30 protein-coding genes, 1 tRNA gene and 1 pseudogene are annotated in these 16,975 nt (G+C 36.2%); 3 read left to right on the top strand and 29 right to left on the bottom strand.

Features of this window, described 5'->3' with window-relative positions; translation table 11 throughout:
* Nucleotides 1-86: 86 nt before the first annotated feature.
* The 29 genes and pseudogenes from MKX39_RS22060 to MKX39_RS21920 all read right to left on the bottom strand — a co-directional run bounded on the left by MKX39_RS22060 (nucleotide 87) and on the right by MKX39_RS21920 (nucleotide 12,387).
* Complete coding sequence (locus MKX39_RS22060) at nucleotides 87-533, bottom strand: hypothetical protein (RefSeq protein WP_340772010.1); 447 nt, start codon at nucleotides 531-533, stop codon at nucleotides 87-89.
* A 33-nt stretch (nucleotides 534-566) separates the two neighbouring features.
* Nucleotides 567-1,022, bottom strand: a complete 456-nt coding sequence (locus tag MKX39_RS22055; RefSeq protein ID WP_340772007.1) for a hypothetical protein — start codon at nucleotides 1,020-1,022, stop codon at nucleotides 567-569.
* A gap of 28 nt (nucleotides 1,023-1,050) precedes the next feature.
* Entirely contained in the window at nucleotides 1,051-1,515 is a 465-nt protein-coding gene (locus MKX39_RS22050; RefSeq protein WP_340765552.1) for a hypothetical protein, read from the bottom strand.
* A gap of 129 nt (nucleotides 1,516-1,644) precedes the next feature.
* Complete coding sequence (locus tag MKX39_RS22045) at nucleotides 1,645-1,962, bottom strand: hypothetical protein (protein WP_340772005.1); 318 nt, start codon at nucleotides 1,960-1,962, stop codon at nucleotides 1,645-1,647.
* Nucleotides 1,963-2,143: 181 nt separating this feature from the next.
* Nucleotides 2,144-2,746 (bottom strand): hypothetical protein, encoded by a 603-nt coding sequence (locus tag MKX39_RS22040; protein WP_340765547.1) that lies wholly within the window; start codon nucleotides 2,744-2,746, stop codon nucleotides 2,144-2,146.
* Between the two features lie 17 nt (nucleotides 2,747-2,763).
* Nucleotides 2,764-2,949 (bottom strand): hypothetical protein, encoded by a 186-nt coding sequence (locus MKX39_RS22035; RefSeq protein WP_340772003.1) that lies wholly within the window; start codon nucleotides 2,947-2,949, stop codon nucleotides 2,764-2,766.
* A 78-nt stretch (nucleotides 2,950-3,027) separates the two neighbouring features.
* Nucleotides 3,028-3,219 carry a hypothetical protein gene (locus tag MKX39_RS22030; RefSeq protein WP_340772001.1) on the bottom strand — a complete coding sequence of 64 codons (192 nt, stop codon included), beginning with the start codon at nucleotides 3,217-3,219 and terminating at the stop codon, nucleotides 3,028-3,030.
* A gap of 196 nt (nucleotides 3,220-3,415) precedes the next feature.
* On the bottom strand, nucleotides 3,416-3,805 hold the full coding sequence (locus MKX39_RS22025; protein ID WP_340772000.1) for a hypothetical protein: 390 nt from the start codon (nucleotides 3,803-3,805) through the stop codon (nucleotides 3,416-3,418).
* A 48-nt stretch (nucleotides 3,806-3,853) separates the two neighbouring features.
* Nucleotides 3,854-4,024 carry a hypothetical protein gene (locus MKX39_RS22020; protein ID WP_340771998.1) on the bottom strand — a complete coding sequence of 57 codons (171 nt, stop codon included), beginning with the start codon at nucleotides 4,022-4,024 and terminating at the stop codon, nucleotides 3,854-3,856.
* Nucleotides 4,025-4,080: 56 nt separating this feature from the next.
* Nucleotides 4,081-4,281 carry a hypothetical protein gene (locus MKX39_RS22015; RefSeq protein WP_340765541.1) on the bottom strand — a complete coding sequence of 67 codons (201 nt, stop codon included), beginning with the start codon at nucleotides 4,279-4,281 and terminating at the stop codon, nucleotides 4,081-4,083.
* Between the two features lie 61 nt (nucleotides 4,282-4,342).
* On the bottom strand, nucleotides 4,343-4,567 hold the full coding sequence (locus MKX39_RS22010) for a hypothetical protein (protein WP_340765539.1): 225 nt from the start codon (nucleotides 4,565-4,567) through the stop codon (nucleotides 4,343-4,345).
* A 105-nt stretch (nucleotides 4,568-4,672) separates the two neighbouring features.
* Nucleotides 4,673-5,383 carry a VWA domain-containing protein gene (locus MKX39_RS22005; protein ID WP_340771995.1) on the bottom strand — a complete coding sequence of 237 codons (711 nt, stop codon included), beginning with the start codon at nucleotides 5,381-5,383 and terminating at the stop codon, nucleotides 4,673-4,675.
* A gap of 138 nt (nucleotides 5,384-5,521) precedes the next feature.
* Nucleotides 5,522-5,809 carry a hypothetical protein gene (locus tag MKX39_RS22000; RefSeq protein WP_340765534.1) on the bottom strand — a complete coding sequence of 96 codons (288 nt, stop codon included), beginning with the start codon at nucleotides 5,807-5,809 and terminating at the stop codon, nucleotides 5,522-5,524.
* Nucleotides 5,810-5,811: 2 nt separating this feature from the next.
* Complete coding sequence (locus MKX39_RS21995; RefSeq protein ID WP_340765532.1) at nucleotides 5,812-6,210, bottom strand: hypothetical protein; 399 nt, start codon at nucleotides 6,208-6,210, stop codon at nucleotides 5,812-5,814.
* 56 nt (nucleotides 6,211-6,266) lie between these two features.
* The gene (locus tag MKX39_RS21990) at nucleotides 6,267-6,524 is read right to left on the bottom strand and encodes a hypothetical protein (RefSeq protein WP_340771992.1); all 258 of its coding nucleotides are present in this window, start codon (nucleotides 6,522-6,524) and stop codon (nucleotides 6,267-6,269) included.
* Between the two features lie 15 nt (nucleotides 6,525-6,539).
* Nucleotides 6,540-6,821: a hypothetical protein gene (locus tag MKX39_RS21985; protein ID WP_340771990.1), complete on the bottom strand. Its 282-nt coding sequence runs from the start codon at nucleotides 6,819-6,821 to the stop codon at nucleotides 6,540-6,542.
* A gap of 216 nt (nucleotides 6,822-7,037) precedes the next feature.
* The gene (locus MKX39_RS21980; RefSeq protein WP_340771987.1) at nucleotides 7,038-7,604 is read right to left on the bottom strand and encodes an HD domain-containing protein; all 567 of its coding nucleotides are present in this window, start codon (nucleotides 7,602-7,604) and stop codon (nucleotides 7,038-7,040) included.
* Nucleotides 7,605-7,648: 44 nt separating this feature from the next.
* Nucleotides 7,649-7,948 carry a hypothetical protein gene (locus tag MKX39_RS21975; RefSeq protein WP_340765524.1) on the bottom strand — a complete coding sequence of 100 codons (300 nt, stop codon included), beginning with the start codon at nucleotides 7,946-7,948 and terminating at the stop codon, nucleotides 7,649-7,651.
* A 219-nt stretch (nucleotides 7,949-8,167) separates the two neighbouring features.
* A complete protein-coding gene (locus MKX39_RS21970; RefSeq protein ID WP_340765522.1) occupies nucleotides 8,168-8,491 on the bottom strand; it encodes a DUF7447 family protein in 324 nt (107 codons plus the stop codon).
* 121 nt (nucleotides 8,492-8,612) lie between these two features.
* Nucleotides 8,613-8,957, bottom strand: a complete 345-nt coding sequence (locus tag MKX39_RS21965; protein ID WP_340765520.1) for a hypothetical protein — start codon at nucleotides 8,955-8,957, stop codon at nucleotides 8,613-8,615.
* Between the two features lie 31 nt (nucleotides 8,958-8,988).
* A complete protein-coding gene (locus MKX39_RS21960) occupies nucleotides 8,989-9,420 on the bottom strand; it encodes a hypothetical protein (protein WP_340765518.1) in 432 nt (143 codons plus the stop codon).
* Nucleotides 9,421-9,445: 25 nt separating this feature from the next.
* Nucleotides 9,446-9,805 (bottom strand): hypothetical protein, encoded by a 360-nt coding sequence (locus tag MKX39_RS21955; protein ID WP_340765517.1) that lies wholly within the window; start codon nucleotides 9,803-9,805, stop codon nucleotides 9,446-9,448.
* A 50-nt stretch (nucleotides 9,806-9,855) separates the two neighbouring features.
* The gene (locus MKX39_RS21950) at nucleotides 9,856-10,410 is read right to left on the bottom strand and encodes a guanylate kinase (RefSeq protein ID WP_340765514.1); all 555 of its coding nucleotides are present in this window, start codon (nucleotides 10,408-10,410) and stop codon (nucleotides 9,856-9,858) included.
* Between the two features lie 24 nt (nucleotides 10,411-10,434).
* The gene (locus tag MKX39_RS21945; protein ID WP_340765513.1) at nucleotides 10,435-10,566 is read right to left on the bottom strand and encodes a hypothetical protein; all 132 of its coding nucleotides are present in this window, start codon (nucleotides 10,564-10,566) and stop codon (nucleotides 10,435-10,437) included.
* A gap of 104 nt (nucleotides 10,567-10,670) precedes the next feature.
* The gene (locus MKX39_RS21940) at nucleotides 10,671-11,024 is read right to left on the bottom strand and encodes a hypothetical protein (RefSeq protein ID WP_340765511.1); all 354 of its coding nucleotides are present in this window, start codon (nucleotides 11,022-11,024) and stop codon (nucleotides 10,671-10,673) included.
* A 45-nt stretch (nucleotides 11,025-11,069) separates the two neighbouring features.
* Entirely contained in the window at nucleotides 11,070-11,369 is a 300-nt protein-coding gene (locus tag MKX39_RS21935) for a hypothetical protein (protein ID WP_340765510.1), read from the bottom strand.
* A 215-nt stretch (nucleotides 11,370-11,584) separates the two neighbouring features.
* Nucleotides 11,585-11,749: pseudogene (locus MKX39_RS21930) on the bottom strand (DNA-directed RNA polymerase subunit alpha C-terminal domain-containing protein); the annotation flags it as partial.
* 74 nt (nucleotides 11,750-11,823) lie between these two features.
* Nucleotides 11,824-12,126, bottom strand: coding sequence for a hypothetical protein (locus MKX39_RS21925; RefSeq protein ID WP_340765509.1), 303 nt, complete (start codon nucleotides 12,124-12,126; stop codon nucleotides 11,824-11,826).
* A gap of 178 nt (nucleotides 12,127-12,304) precedes the next feature.
* A tRNA-Leu gene (locus tag MKX39_RS21920) sits at nucleotides 12,305-12,387 on the bottom strand.
* Nucleotides 12,388-13,473: 1,086 nt separating this feature from the next.
* Between MKX39_RS21920 and MKX39_RS21915 the strand changes: the two genes are divergently transcribed.
* The 3 genes from MKX39_RS21915 (at nucleotide 13,474) to MKX39_RS21905 (ending at nucleotide 16,946) form a co-directional block, all read left to right on the top strand.
* Complete coding sequence (locus MKX39_RS21915) at nucleotides 13,474-13,695, top strand: hypothetical protein (RefSeq protein ID WP_340765508.1); 222 nt, start codon at nucleotides 13,474-13,476, stop codon at nucleotides 13,693-13,695.
* A 76-nt stretch (nucleotides 13,696-13,771) separates the two neighbouring features.
* On the top strand, nucleotides 13,772-13,978 hold the full coding sequence (locus MKX39_RS21910) for a hypothetical protein (RefSeq protein ID WP_340765506.1): 207 nt from the start codon (nucleotides 13,772-13,774) through the stop codon (nucleotides 13,976-13,978).
* Between the two features lie 226 nt (nucleotides 13,979-14,204).
* Nucleotides 14,205-16,946, top strand: a complete 2,742-nt coding sequence (locus tag MKX39_RS21905) for a hypothetical protein (RefSeq protein ID WP_340765503.1) — start codon at nucleotides 14,205-14,207, stop codon at nucleotides 16,944-16,946.
* Nucleotides 16,947-16,975: the final 29 nt, after the last annotated feature.

The following is a 16,975-nucleotide window of genomic DNA, read 5'->3' as shown; positions in this document are numbered from 1 at the left end:
TGTAAAAACTTCGACGTTTTCATCGAATTAGTGATGAAGGCTTTCCTATTTTCTGTTTGAATAAAAAGAAAGACTGACTGCAATAGTCAATCTTTGTTTAGTGTTTGCTTTGCAATATTTATTGCTTCTTTTTCTCTTTCAATTAGCTTTCTTTCAGTTTCAGATGCTAAGTTCTTTATATTGTTCCAAGCCTTTACCTTAAACATACTTTTCCCTTCTCTCACCATCTTTTTCTTCACGAATTCACTAAGTGTAATGATATTCTCTTGGAACTCTCGTCTATTTTCCAATTCTCCTAGGACAAAAGAAAAGTCTTCCTTTAACAAGACTCCTGATTTCACTCCTGTGGCAAGCAAGTTAATTTGAGGTACTAATTTGTGTAAGTCCTCACTAGAACACCAGGCTAGATGTTTTCGGTATTTAGACCATTCTGGAATATGCTTTCTAATGACCCTATGGTGATGGTCAATTGTGCGAAACGGAGAGAAAATAAAGATCGTTACGATAAACATGACCACTAATAAAATTTCCACTCTGTCACCACTCTCACTATTCAATTTTACTCTCTAATCATTCTCTATAATTTGTTTTGTTATAGCAATAGCTTCTTTTTCATTTTCATATGTTCTTTCCTGAACTATTTCATTTAAATTATCCAAACTATGAAACATTTTATTTTGAAAACGAGCTTTCGCTTCCACCGTTAAGTTTTTTTTAGCAAACTGACTTAGGTTGACAACGCTCCCCCGGAAGGCATAGCAAGTTTCTAGTTCTTTCTGAACGAAAGAAAAATCCTCTTTTTGAAGAACGCCATTTTTCACTCCTATAACTATCAAACTTTGAAAATTCTCTAATTGAATGTCTAGGAAAGAACTCGCATAGTTAACATACTTAATCCACTCTGGACATATTTTCGCAATGGCTCTGGTGTTTCTATCCCTAAAATGTGTCAAGATTGCGAAAATCAAAATTAAAAGAAGTACAAATATAATAATTTCGATGATATTTGGCAAATCATTCATTGGTGCAGCCTCCCTATAACAATAGCAATTATATTAATTTCTCATATCGTTTTTTGTTATTTTTCTGATCGTTGATGCTGTATTTAATAATTCCATCTTCATCCCTCAGTTTCTTATCTACATTTAGATAGCCATAGTACACTAAAAATCCTAATGCACGACCACTTGTATTTGGGAAATTCTCTTTTAACTTCGCCATCAAATCCTCTTTATTAAGTTGTCCATGGTCGCCAAGCATTTTTAGAATAAAATCTTCTTCTTCGATTTGATTGTTTTCCATTCTACTCCAAACAATATACGCTTTAGAAGTGAATGCTTTATTTCCGCATTTTTCACAGTATGGAATCCCAAAACCGAGTCCTCCTACATTGTACTTTTTGGTCTTATTGAACTCATTGCCACAACTGCAGACATAAATTTTTGGTTGCCTTTTGGTTAACTTTTTATGCTTTGTAAATATTTCTGGGAATTCTTGTTGAATCATTTCTAACATATAAACTCCTCCTCATTTAATTAAAATCGATGTGTACTATTGTTCCAATCATATCACTAAACAACACTACAGTCAACGGAATTATAGTTTTGTTGACTAATTTAAGTTAATGCACAAAAAAATGACAGCCTAAGCTATCATCTCCACCACTTGAAACTGCAAATCGAACAGCACTTTAACTGCTTCTGTTGTCGCCTCTTCATCCATCGTGATATTTAGTTCTTCCAACTTTTGTATATCCCCATCATCTAGATCTCCATAAGCATCTGAATGAACACAAACGAAATATTCTTCCACATCATCCTCATTTTCCTCAACGTGTTCTTGCATATCAGGAAAGAATCCTATTTTCTCCATAATCATATGCTCAATTTTCTCTCTTACATCAGCTTGATGTGCTGTCATGACTACCTTTTTATTTTGAATTAGCGTTACATATTTCTCCACCGTAACTCCTCCTTTTGAAAATGCAGCAGTATTGCCGCTCCACATTTAATTGTTCCATATATTCTATGCAGATAAGTTGCAAACAATAAGAAAAGACACCCCTAAGGATGTCTAGTTTGCGGTGTTTCTTTTTCTAGTTGTTCTGGATCGTCGATGTAAAATCCCCACGGCGACTAAGCTTTCATTTCTTTGGATAAAAATGCCGAACAACAAATTTATCTATTTGAATTTGCATTTTTGTTGAAACGAGCCAATCCGATAGAATTCTCGCAAAGATAAAGTGTAGGAGTGGGACTATTAAGGCCTGTATGATGTGTATGAACGTGTATATTGCGATAAAAGAAAAACCGTAAATGAGTGCATTGTCTAGTCTATTCGGGTCATCATCCATGACATTTAGTAAGCTTGTAGCAAAAGAATGCAGCGACTCAAAAGGCAACAAAACAACGGAAATCGTATATCCCAAAAATACTTGAAGGAATATGAATGGATAAGCAAAGAGATTCAAATCATATGCAGGATGTTTAGATATATAGTGTCCTGCGTTTATTAAAAACCACGATAGAATAACGACAAGGACTAAATGTATCATCCATACCGATGTCCAGTAGTGCAAAAACCAATCAGATAAATAAGAAAAGATCAATGCAGGAATAGCAAGGGAACTTGGTATAAGAAACATGTATTTAAGATACAATACAAAAATACCACCGTCATAATCTTCTGGTTTAAAAGTTTTTCCCATCATATATCCTTCCGAAAATGACTTGTTGCTGAAATGCATATGGTTACAACTCCTATTTAGATTATTTTTACCAATCCAATGATTTCTATCGACCTCATATCTAAAAATTTAGCCGATTTGATTTTTGTTAACTTTCCGACTGTATCACCCTCCAACTGGATTTCCATCCCTTGAGTAACGTCAAATGGAATGCTTCTAATCATTCGAAAAACTTTAGACTTACTAATTACTTTTTCAGTCATAACTCCACCCCTAAATACATTTGTTGGTTAACCGGAAACAAAAATACAAAAAAAAGCCGACTAAGTTTAAATACTCCATTAAAGAACCTCCATACCTATAACCTTGAATATGATAGGAACAATTATTAATACGAAAAGTATAAACATAGCGTTTTTTATAATCATTTTCTTTTTCCCTTCTGATACTGGCACATTATGAATATACATATTAATTGCAGTGACTAAAAGCATAATGAATATAATATATCCAAAAAGTATTTTTAAAGTCATGTAATCTATCCCTCAGTTTCTTCATTGCAGCACATTATGGTCGAAATGCGTAGTTACTTCCTTTTCTCTTTAATAAGCCTACAGATTATTCTCGGAAGGTTTATTAAGGTTACGAAGCTATAATAAATTACTGCTTTCCAACTATTCATAAACATCCTACCTCTCATACTGTGTCTACAGCGAGTGCACGATTGTACTATTCCGTAATAATCTCGCTCGCTAGTAATTCGTGAACTGCCACTTCTCCACCTTTTTCATTAATGACGATGTAGTACAAATCATCCCGTTCGATTTTAGTTCTAATAACTTCGTACGTTTTACTCATGTCTAAATCATCAATCTTTAGCACGTCATCCAATAACTTTATTTGCGTAAGGGGTCCCCTTTTCTTATTAGAAATCCTAATGGCTAAACGATATGCGAACAAACTTCTCTTCTTTATCCATATAGGAATTAATCTGGGTTTTCCTTTTGTGAACCAATTCGTCTCCGCTAGGGAGAAAATAACCATGTGTTTATTAAGATAAATAAACATGGATTTAATTACTTCTCCACCCACTCGCTTATTGTGGCGAACAATCTTCATATGTCTCACCTTCTCCTTATGTTTTTACTATCGCTTAGTATGGTCGAACTATGACTTAACTTTAGAAATTATTCTGTCAATCTCTTGATGTAACGCTTCCCTGTCACCAATGAACAAATATTTTAATGCTTGTATCTTTCTTAACGCTTGTTTGGGTGTTATTTGTTTATCTAAATCACCATTCATAAATTTGTATGCGTGTGCTTCTAGTTCATCCATTCGATTACCCCTTCGCTATATGTGTCTACTGCGACAGAATACGGTCGAACTACACATCAACTTTTTTGTAAATAAAAATCTTTTAAATGTTTAAACTGTTCAACAAGTTCTTTTATTTGAGGATTGTAAATACGTGTTGGTGTCTCATAATATTCACCCATATACAAGCCGAAAACTTCTTCACTATTAGAATGTAGTACTTCTTCGAGTTCTTGATTGCTGATTAAATCTTCTTTTGCTATATAATTATTAGCCATATTTACTCCTCCTTGTGATACAGTTTGTGTCTACTGACACTTCGTAGAATTGTACTTAGTGTTAGTCAGCTAATGCTTTTCGTGCTATTTCTCCACCATCTTCTGCTAAACGAGTATTGGGATGTTCTTTCTTTGCATAAAGATACTTGGTGCCATCCGCATAAAAATGCAATGCTTTTTCATATCGTTTGACCTTTTCTTCCAATTCTTTTAAGTGTGAATTATTTTGATTTTGCATACCTGAAAGAATCATATTTTCGTATTCCTGTTTAATTGGTTTATCCATAATTTTCTCCTTTCAAAGGTCGTAAAGTTTGTCTCTCCAATTTTTTTAGGATTATATAAGTAATCCTAAAAAAGACGCCCGTCTGGACGTCTTTAAGTTTCTCAGTTAAGAGAGCAACCCTTTAACCTTTATTTCTTGTAGCCAAGAAGGAAATTCCGTCAATAGCTTTTCATATAACTCTTCATCCGTTGTTTTTTTCAAGTTGGAAACTTTGAAGAAATCGGCGTTATCTACATATCGTCCTTCAAGATCATCCAACTTCTGCAAGAATTTTAATGGTTCATTTCCAATTCCAACGAATTGCCAAAAGATTGGCTGATTTGCACTTTCTCGGATTAGACGTTCTGTCTCTTTTTCGTCAGAATTGTCTCCGTCTGTAATAAAGAACACGAACGTCGGATGAGTTGGTTTGACAGCCTCTGTACTTTTCTTACCAAACAGGCTGCCGAGTCTTCCTTTTTTCTCTGTACCGCTATACTTCGCAATGATTTCCTTCATGACAGGGGCATAATTCGTCCCGCCGTCGGCTGACATCTTCTTGTCTCTTACGAAGTTCGCATGATTCTCTTCTGTTGCTACCCCGATATACTTCGACCCTTGATTAAACTGGAAAACATCGATTTCTTTGTTAGCATCCATATTCATCCCGATACCCAGTAATCGCTCTACCAAATTTTGCACGGTCCCATCACTGTATAGACGATACATGGAACCAGAACGATCAATTGCGACTACGATCTCTGCTTTTACCTCTACCAGCTTCTTCTTATCCAGTACGATTTTCGCTTTTTTTGTTAAGTCGATTAGATTCCCCATGTTTGACCACTCCCTATTCCCTCAATTTTTATAGTTGCGTTGATTTGTTTATCTTTCTTTATTTATTATACACACACTATATACTATTGTCAACAGTATTCGTATAATGTATACTACAGACAAGAAATATGATTTTACTTATTCAGTACTTTTAGGTTCTTCTGTTAGGTACTTGTCAGGGATTCTTACGATCGGAATAAGAGCTAGTTGTTTAAAAAACAAACAAATCAATGCGAGTACTAAGGGCATTAAATCTATGATTATCAACAATATGTGCCAAACTCGTATATTTTTCTCTTCGTTTCCGAAATACGATTCTTTTATTCCCAGATAACCGAACATGCAAACTCGTATGAGCGAGTAAAAGAAATAGACTAAAATGAAACTAAATACTAAATAAGAATTGTCGCTTAACCATTCTTCCATATTCAGAATCTCTCCTTTTCTCTACTCTGAGTTTGATACACAACAGCATATAACCCATTTTTCAGGGGATGATTAGGCAATATGATTTTTGTCCAAAAGCCTTCTCTGATAATTCTCTTTGCGTTTCCTCTCTCATTAAACGGACTCTCAACTTTGGAGTTTACCAGGAAAAAAGTGTGTCGTATCTCACTTGCACAATGAATAGCATCACTCATTTCTTCACTTTCTTCAAATCGTTCATCGCCCATTATCCCTCGAAAGACATCCTCCGTATCTGTTTTAGCTTTGAACCCATTTCCTAAAATAACTGTTATCTTGTCTTCTTGGTCTATAAAAGAAAGGACTTCCTCTTTAGTTAGTTTTAGGGTATTGTCATCATCAAAATTGAGTATATTATTCATGGATATATCCCCCATTATTTATAGTTTTTTAATCGAGTTAATAGAGTTAGCATTTATCACGGCAATTCAACATTGCAAATAGGAACTCCATTTTCTAATCTAGGCGTTATAGATACGGCAAGACCGTTCACAGTCCGTCCATAAGATTCTATATATTCACAGCCAGTTTCTGTATCAATAACGATGCTATAGTTGGAATTTCCGCCCTCTATAAAACTAATTTCATCCGCCTTAGTCTTTGGTGTAGCTGTGCTACAGGATACCAACAGAACAACTACAAGGAACACGAAAACTATACTACCTATCTTTTTCATTTAAGCACCCCTTTCTTATTCTTCTGATTCAAAGTCGTATCTTTCTTTCAACTTTAGGATTTCTTGTTCATGAAATTCTAATTGTTTTTTTGCATTATCTTTTTCCTCTTCTACTATATGTTCGTAGCAACTTTCACAGTAGATATTGTCATCGTATATGGCCCAAGAACTTCTAACTTCGTGACCGCAACCATCCATTTCGCAATGTTGATTTTGAAAATGTCTCTTATAGAATTTCAATTGTTCTTCGACGCTGAATCGCTCTACATTTTGTCTACGAATGTTCTTTATGCTCACTTAAAACCCGCTCCCCCCAAATCTTGATCAACAGTATCCATACTTTCATGTGCTTTCACCATTTATTTTTTTGCTAACAGAAGGTATTTTGTCCATACTGAATAACAAAAAGGCGTGCTTATCATGAACAGTGCATTGGCTGTCCTGCCCATAATTATCTGCTACACATTAATTATCTATCTTGTTTTTATAAAACAATGGCACGAGTAATTATTTCTAGCTTTTCATTCGTTCCATATTGAAAAATAATTCAACAGTTGCTTCGTATTCATGAAAAAAGGAAGGTATTTCTTCTGGGAAAAGATTTACCTTCCCACTTTTTGCTACTCCAGCAAAGTACCAGTACTGTTGTTTCTTCCCTCTTTTGAAACATTTCCAAATTTCATCTCCTAGTTTCTCATAATTACGCATAAGTTCTAAAAGATTAGCGTATTTATCAGCTACAACAAGAGCTTTCTTATTTAATATCGCCCCTTTAAGCTGTTTAATGGTGTGTTCCTTTCGTTCTTCCCAAGTACCTTCTTTATCTTCGGTATTGAAGGCAACTAACTCGGCAATAACGTTACCAAATTCTCTTCGAATATCTTCTATTTTAATATCTGTATCTTCTACAATGTCATGAAGAAAACCAGAAACGACAACTTCTGCAGAAAAGCCTGCGTCTTGAAGGATTTTTGCAACATGTAATGGATGTACTATATAAGGAGCACCGGAAGTTTTTCTCGTTTGCCCATCATGTGCTTTAAAAGCAAATTCTTTTCCTTTTTGAATTAGTTCATTCATGATTTTCCTCCCTCTATTATTTCCATATTAATAATGCCCACTAATTAATCAGCGAGATACTCTTCTAGTTCTTCTTTTCCAATAAACCCTATCCGGTAATAAAGCATTGCCGTTTCCTTACACATTCGTTGAGGATTATCCCTGTTCATCAGAGTGGTTTTTCCATAATCGAACTGAGATTTGTGCATCAAGATAAAAGGCATTTTTCTACTTTTCATTAAGCTTTCTTCTGTTAATACTTCCTCATTATTTAATTCTGTTTTGCTAAAATCGGCATGCAGTTTGTATATCTTGTGATCATCTAATGTAATGAGTATTTTGTGCGTCTCAAATGGCATTTTCATGTTTCTATCTCCCTTAATATTTCTCAATTTACTTTGGATTTCTCTTTTAATGGTGAATCCGACCATGATTTCTTAAAATACCTCGCTCTAAGTACAAGAAGAACTCAACTTAAATCTTATCGATAAAAGAAACTTTACGAAACTATTTATATACTGTAGTATACATAAATATTTTAATGTAGTCAACATTGAAATAAAAAGACGTCCATCTGGACGTCTCTAGGCAGGCATGCTATCTTTTGTAATCGAATCCCTTATAACCATTTCTTTTCGTGCTCTTTTTGCATCACTTAGATAATGATACTGTTGAAAATTTCCAAGGGTCACTACTTCGCTAGTTGAGGTATCAAACCATCTTAATGTATATTTTCTAGTCTCATTATTAAAATTTGACCACTCTGAAGTAATAAAAATGTTTTTTGCATTCGGAGGAGCCTCAATTCTCGTGCCAAAAAAGTTAATTGCTCCTTTATCAAACCAACTTTGACCAGTTTCCTTGTTCTTTCTTTTCATTTCACTAATAGATAGTTTCAAGTCATTCACTTTCTCATTCTCCTTTTTGTATTTTATTGATATTCTATCGTATGCATTTTTAACTATCCTTATCATCAAGTAAGACGTGCATGACGCAAAAAAAAGACGCCCTATAGGACGTCTCTAAGACTTAAATTTGTTCAATATAGAGAAGAATTACTTCTTTCCACTCTATTTTTTCCATACGATTACTCAACATCAGTTCAAAATTTACTTCTTTCACTCCCGGTGCCTTACCAAATTCCTCATAATCCTGCTCTAGCAATTCGGACATGTATTCCTCAAGTTCCTCTTCATCTTTACTTCTAATGTAAATTCTTTCATCGGTCGAATAGTATTGTTCCAATGATACCTTTCCCAATTTTCCTTGATAAGAAGAATAATCTTCCCCAATTACATCCTCATATACCATCGGAATGACTTCCATTTGCGGATTTTCTTGCATGAGTCTAAAGAGCTCTTTTTGATTGTCCATATACAACTCTCCTTTTATATTATTCACCTATTTATTGCACGTATACAAGTATCTCTATATCTGTATCCTTGAAAATATCAAGGATTAGTTCTCTGGATACATCCCAATCTAAACGTTCTGAACCAGCACCAATCTGCGGCATAGCAATTTTTTGCAAACCCTTTTCGATGGCTATGTCTCTCATATGAGCAAGAGCATCGTTAAGCGTTGTATAAGTCGGCTTTGACCAGGAAAGCTTTTTGGTGATCAGATTCATCACCCTTCCCGACTGTACGCATGTACCCACTCGAAACGGCTTAATCCTAGCCTTTTCTGTTAAGTGAAACAGGTTAAAGTGTTTTTTTAACGCTTTCTCATTACCTTCTTCCATCCTCGCGTCCCCACTTATAGAATGAACGACTGTATAATCATCCTTAATCTCCATCAAATCTTGGATACCTGCTGTAATCTCTTCATATTTCATCTTCTATACCCCCTAATTATTCTTATTAAATATATGCACCTATATGATGTCCCGACAGTATTCCTCTCTCCTGTAAAAAGCCCATCCACTCTTCCACCTTTTCATTAATAGCTAATGCAATAGAATGAGTTGAATCTCTTTCTAGTATGCTTTGATAGTCATAAGGCTGCAGGAAATTCTCGTCTAAGACTTCAATTGCTAAATCTTTTGGGTTCTTTTTTGGGATAGTTACATTGAGAGTCACATTTTTATGAACTCCTCTGCAAAAATACCATGTCGGGTTCTGGTAATCAGTGAATCCTGCTGCTCTCATTTCTTTTTCTGGCAACAGGTGTGCCTGTATTGCTAAGTTGGTCCCGTTTTTACGCGTCTGTATCTTCTCCATCGAAAACACACTCCTCCTTTTTGGTACTGTTCGCTTCTGAACTATATGTGTCACGCGTGTTGCATGACACCTGCAATAGACAGAAGCTCTTCTTTTGATTTTTCTAAGTCTATATTTACAATAATGGCATCGGCCAAGTAGGCTTGGTCAAATTCTTTTCCTTTAATTGACTGTTGGATACGTGCTTGGATATTCGCCTCGCTCTCTCCCCGTCCTCTTAATCTTGTTTCTATTAATTCTGGTGGCATAGTGATATAAACACAAACAAGCATATCTCCATAGCGTTCCTTCAATTGCATCATGCCGTTCTTTTCCACAACAGCAAAGATTATTTCGGACTCCCTGAATCGCTTGTCTATTTCTTCGATAGATATGCCATATAAATTCAATCCGTTGGATGAAGGATATTCATTTTGTTCAGCAAGTGAAATTTCTTTGATTTCCTCTTTTGAACGAAAATAATAGTCCACTCCTTCTAATTCTCCCTCCCTTGGATTCCTACTTGTTACGGAAATCGCTTCAGGTACCCCTAAGGATTTAAGAAATTTTGCTAAAGTTGATTTCCCAACTCCAGATGGTCCATAAAGTACAATCATCTTTTTCATGTTCATTCTCCTTTTTAAATAGTTTTATTTGTATTTAGCGTTTTTTCGCGTGTAGGATCCTTTGCCCTTTAGATTTTTCTTTACTTTTGTGACAGGAGAAATAGTCCATTCTGTTCGTCCCCACCCTAACGTTCCAATTGTTTTTCTTTTTTTCATTTCAGACACCTCTTCACAGAAGCAATCGCTTCTCCTATTTGATTTTCATCTATATATAATACGCAGGAGCAGTCCTTATCATTCGAGCATAAAAAAAAGACCAACTAAGAGGCCTTTTTAATATGTGTTGCAAATAATCGATAAGCTTCATCGCTGTCCAGGATAGACTTGGCCAGAATTGCTAAAGCTTGTGTTCTTGGATCCACCGTTTGACTGATATCGGTTAACAGTGTTGTGACCTTGGGTTTTTGGTCTAACTGATTGCCAACAATGTCACGAACCGATTGACTAGCTAAATGTCGGAAAAAGGGTTCGTTTCCGATCAGTAAGTCATTAAAGATAACAATAAAGCGAGTTGCCATAGCCATATTCGCTATTCGTACAGAGCGGAGCTCCTCTCTTTCTTCTTTTTCTGTTACCTCTCTCATTCTTCCAATAATATTGATTGTTTTACTCATTGAATATTCTCCTTTTTTTATAGTTCATCTTGGAAACTAAAAATATTAACTCCCACACCCTTTTACTTCTCCGTTAATATCATAGTAAGGCGTTAGAAAAGCATTTTCAGATACCTTAGAAAGATATTGACATTTAGTAACCGTGTCTTCCAAAAGATCTGAATAGATATGTCCGAAAGAAGAAGGTATTTTTACTTGACCGATTATCTTAAACTGACTATCTTTTTCCCGTTCCTTTATTAATTCTTCTATTTTAGTATCATTGATATATTCTTTATATTCCCCTGTATATCCACAGCCAGAGATTAATAAGACTAGAAAGAATAAAATTACAAGCTTCTTCACAAGACAACACCTCCCATGAAAAATTACGATTTCTTCAGTACAATTTCCACAGATTCAAATGTCCAATCTCCCAATGCATTCGTATTTTGCTGGATAAATTCTTGTATCTTAGTCAAATTAACCACGCTACCTCTCTTTATGGCATCTTGTAGAACTTCTAAAACTAAAATGGATTCGTTTCTTTCTAGCATAATATCTTCACTCGTAGAAACCTGTTCCGCTAATTTAACCCTAATTTCTTCTACCGATTTTCTTCCAAGGTTCCGAATACGCATCATGTCATCTTCCGATAAGTTCTCGATTTCTTTCAGCGTATTTATTCCTGCTCGTTTCAAACAATTGTATGTGCGAACTGAAAATCGCAAATCCTCTAACGTCACTGTAGTCCCAAGGTTTTTCATTATAAAATCTCCTATTCTTTATATGTTTTTATCTGTATACAAGACAAGTTGGATCACCCTAATGCAAAGCTGCAGAATTTCGTTTCCACTACTTCTGTTTCCGTAAAACCTTTTTCTTCTGGGTTGTAGGCAAACCACTGTATCGTTTCTGTATGTGGGAAAACCCCTTCTTCAACGGATTCAATTACCACATATGGATACATAGATTCTTGAATATTTCCCCAGTTATTTTTGACAGATTCGAACGCTTCGTCTTTATCTGAGTAATAACCAAAGCTATGAGAATCTAATTGTTTTAACTCATTCATATTCGTTTGTTCTTTAATTAACATATTCATTCCAGTAATAAAATACATGGGGAACACTCCTCTTTGTCATGGACCTTTATTCGGTCCTGCTGTTTCGTTTCTTGTAAACAATATAACACCAATGTATACTGTAGTCAACAAAACATTGTCGAATAAAGCTTTACACTTTTATATAAATTCAATTAAAAAAGCCCACAAATTAATGTGAGCTTTACTACAGATTATATGCGGACAGAGGGAGTCGAACCCTCACGCCTTTTACAGCACTGGCTCCTCGGGCCAGCGTGTCTACCGTTCCACCACATCCGCTTTGTTCTAAAATGATTTAGAACGAAGAGAAAGCGAAGATTACCAATTCGAAAAAGGCATCTCTCTTCCTCGCTCGATCAAGTATACATGCGAAGATTCCACTTCGAACCTCCCCATAAAGCATCACTTTCAGCCACTGAGCATCCATTGCTCTCGAAGAGGAGCTACCTCTTTCTCCACAATGTCTGGATCTATCTCAGGAGGGACTGCTTACCCTCAAAACCCGCATCGCATGGTAGATTTGTATTTTTTCTGGGATTTCCTCCCTAGAAATATCTCATTCTGTTTGATGGCAGAATTATGCAGGTTTGCATCCGACTTCATTTATACGTGTGTTGCCACACTTCAACTGCCAACCGATTTAAACGTTCGGGCGTGGAATTACGTATTAACCACTCTACATCATCCCGTATCTCGGCATTGTCTCGGACCGCTTTTGACTTCTCTATGGCTTGGCACCGCCACACACGACTCGTGACTCACTGTCACTATATAAGGTTTGTTCCGCCATTACAGACGACTGTTTACATCCCTGCGTGTCACGCGTGCGTTACCGGTTGCGACACCAGTATTTCCGCCACATGTTCTACTTGATCCAACGAGGATCATCTTGCCTTATTGTATGGTTTTGGCAACTTATTATTCCGGTTAGTAGTCGAACGAATGTCGAACATAAGTCGGAGAGATAATGCAAACCCTGAGTTTAACGATCAGATGTCGAACAAAAGTCGAGAGATTGTCGAACAGATGTCGAGAGTAAAGTGTGGGACCACTCGCAAGTTGTCCCCACATTTCCCATGCTTTTTGGACGCATCCGCTGAGTTGGGCAATGATCGCTGCTTATTTGCCACGCGTCATCTTTTCTATGATTCATCATATACAAATAAAATCCTATTGATTCCTCGTTTTTTGTCGAATACTAAAATGGAGCTTGTCAACATCTGAATTTTAGTAGGCAACAAGATACCTACCGTTATTCTGCACATGGAATAATTCAATCCGTTTATTACTACTATATAGCAGAACAAAAATATCTGGTGAACCGTGAGTTTGTGTAAAAAGGATAACGCAATAGGAGGAAACGCTATGAATAAACCAAAATGGATAAAGTCCAAAATCTTAGGGCATGTATTTGTCTTAATTATTCTACTAAGAGGACTGATGATAGGAATAGAGTTAGCATTCGATAGCAACGATGTAGAAAATGGTGTGATATTAATCATTATGATGGTAATAGTTATGATGATTGAAATTTACCGCATGGAGAAAGCAATAAAAAAAGGAAAACACACTCACCCATCTGATTGAGGAAGACAATCTTGTCCTCTCTATGGGCAACGAACGCAACCTCCCTTTGTTCTGAATTCGGAAGGAGGAATGCAAAATGAAAGGCTTGCTTTATACTGTATTAATTAGTTTTGTTGTATTTTATGTTGGGGTGTTTATTTTTGACATCAAACAGATGAAAGAATTACTGGAACACCTAAATGGTGCGTTCGGTATGGTATCTGGTATTTGTGGTGTTCTTGCTTTTATAGAAGAACGTAACGATGACGATGATGAAGACGAAAACGACAATAATCCTATCTAATAGGAAACAAGAAAAGCCCGCCCATTATCGGCAGGCTTTTTTTTTCATTTTTTTAGTAGATTTTTCTCGATCCCCTTTCTCTCCCTTGGCTTATTCGAACTTGTAAAGCTTTCCAAACGGAATAAATAAGAATGCTTTCTACTATATTAGAGAGCTACCAGGATTTCTATGGATTTCTTTTAGAAACGCATTGGAGCCAATAAAAATCAAAGGGAGATTTAACATTATGATGAAACAAAAGAAAAAAGCATTAAAAATTGGAATTTCTACTGCTATCGCAGCATCCGCATTTGTTGCAGTTGCACCTACACCACTACAAGCAGATGCAGCTTCAAATATGGATACACTTTTAAAAAATGCGAACAATGCAAGTACAGTATTGAAATGGGCTATTTCAGTTGAAGGTTCGGCTGATTTCAAAACGAGACCTTATGATGAATACAACACAGCAAAGAAAGCGATTGAAGTTGCAGAGAAGGCAATGACCAAGTTGTCTAATTCTGAAAAGTTAAGTGCCCAATCGAAACTTGTAGATCCGAAAATTCAAGTAACGCGAGCACAGAACTATATCGATGCAATTACATCTAGCGAGAAAATTATGGAACTTACAAAAAATTTAAACACAGCCATTGCTTCTGGAAAATTAGCAGATGTTGAAACTAGTTACCATAAAGCTACCGCTGAGTTCCGCAAACAAAGTGTTTTACTAGATCGGGTGTATGGACAAACAACAAGAGATGGCATTCGAAATGCAGTGAAGCCTCAATTAGAAAAGACCGTAGATTCTGTGAAGTATGACGTCACGCTAAAAATGTATGCAGATAAAGCTGCAGGTCATATCAAAAAGAAAGAGTATTCATTAGCAGCAAAAGAAATTGAAAAAGCACAATACATCATGACTTTGAAGGGTGTTAAGTTCACTTTCCAAAAAGAAGTGCAAAAGTTATTCGAAGATGTATATGCATCCCTACCGATCATGATTAGCGAACTCAAAGCAGATGGCAAGGATACTTTAACACTGTCATTGAATAAGCCATTCGAAGGCAAAGACTTACCCGCTATCACAGCTGATGCATTCAAGATAAAAGACTTAGATGTTAAATCTGCTAAATTATCAGTAGATAAGAAAAGCATTGTGATTAAAACAGAGAACCAAAAGTCCAACTATGAGTACGCTTTGACATGGAATAAGACTACCTACAAATTCGTTACTCCTAAAGGGGAACAGAAGGCTACTATTTCATTTAACAAATCTGGCGTAACTTTCTTAGAATCTACAGATTCCAATTCCCTAACGGCAACCTTCAAGAATAAAGATGGAACGCCGTATGTAGGCGAAGTGTCAATCAATTTAACGAAAGACAAGAAAGGCAAATCGACAGCAGTGATTTCTTCTGTTAATGGCGAAGCGGTGAAGTCCCCTTCTTCAACTTGGAAAGGATTTGCGAACCAACAGGGCTCAGTTGTATTTACGTATGCTGCAGCGAAAACAACAGATGAAACAACTCGTTCCGCTACACATGTCGTTCCGGAATTTAAAACACTAGATGGTGACGGAGTGACAGAATATGGCCCAATGACTCATTTCATGCAAGCTCAGTATAAAAATGCGAAGAAAGATATAGTTATTCCAGACTTCCATTTAGATACCGCACGTGACTATGTGTTCGCAGATGATGTGAAATGGTCTTGGGATTCAAATGACTTATTCTTTATTCGTGGTTCAGAAGTGAACCAAGAAACATTTGAGAAATCGATATCCAAAGGAGATAAATTATCTGTTATCTATGAAGCAAATACCAAAAATGTATCTAGCTGGACATTGCAGACAGATGGAACTGTATCAGCAGAATTAACATTTACAAATCCTTCTTCTGATAGCGTGACACTAGATGTATCTCAGTTTAAATTAGAAGGGACTGGAGAGCCCGGCAATATGATTCGTCTTTATCGTAATGGTTCATTCCTCGCTTCTGTGACGGTAGATAAAAACGGCCATTGGTCAACATCAACCAATTTAGAGGGTAACAAGGTTAACACATTTACCGCTTATCAATATTTACCTGGCACAGACGGGGAAAATGGAAAAAACTCGGTAGGAAAAGCAGAAGTTAAACTATTAGTTGGTGCATTTGCTGCTGAATCTATTAAGTTGAATGATCCTAATTTAGATGGATTGTCTATCGGGGATAGCCTGCACTTTACTTTCCTAAATAACGACAAGGGATTCGGACACGCTTTTGAAGACGGTTCTGCTGGAACGGTAACTCTCAAGGATGGCCAAGGCAAACAAGCAACAATCTCCATCAAGGAAGAAAAAGATGGAAAATCAAGTGAGATAGTCAAAATAGTTGATTTTGTTTATCTAGAGGAAGGGTTCTCACATAAGTCTTCACCATTTAACATCATTGCAGTGGAAGGTATGCAAAACAGAGACAAATTAGAATTCTCAGTTGATAAGTCTTCCAAGACGATTGCAGGAACAGAAGCTCCAGTTCCAGTTCCGGATGTAAAACCTGAACTGGAACCAAATCCAGCACCAGATCCAGAATTAGAAACTACCCCTGAGCAAGCTCCCTCTCTAGAGAGGATTGCTCTAGCTCAAGGGTTAATTGATGCATTACCGATGCTAGTAACCGAAGAAACTTTTCCCGAAGCAGAAATGAAATTAGGGGAGGCAAAAGCAGAACTTAACAAATTGTCAGAACATGAAAAAGATAAAGTGACCCAAACAAAATTAGGTGCACTTGAAAAACAAATCTCAGAACTTCGTTCGGCAATGCTGTTCACTTCTGTACAAAAGATGATCGATGAACTACCTTTAGAAGTTAATGAGGAAACATTATCTAGTATACAAGAAAAACTAGACGCTATTGAAAAAGACGTAAGTAAACTGTCATCTCTACAACAAGCGAAATTAGATTTCACTAAATTCGATGACTTGCAAATCATGATTATGGATTTATAATCATAACAACCAAAAAAACCTCATCCATT

This window comes from Psychrobacillus sp. FSL K6-1464 (assembly GCF_038003145.1).
GTDB classification, from domain to species: Bacteria; Bacillota; Bacilli; order Bacillales_A; family Planococcaceae; genus Psychrobacillus; species Psychrobacillus psychrotolerans.
Note: the sequence above shows the minus strand (reverse complement) of the source record. Positions and strands in the feature narration are given on the sequence as shown.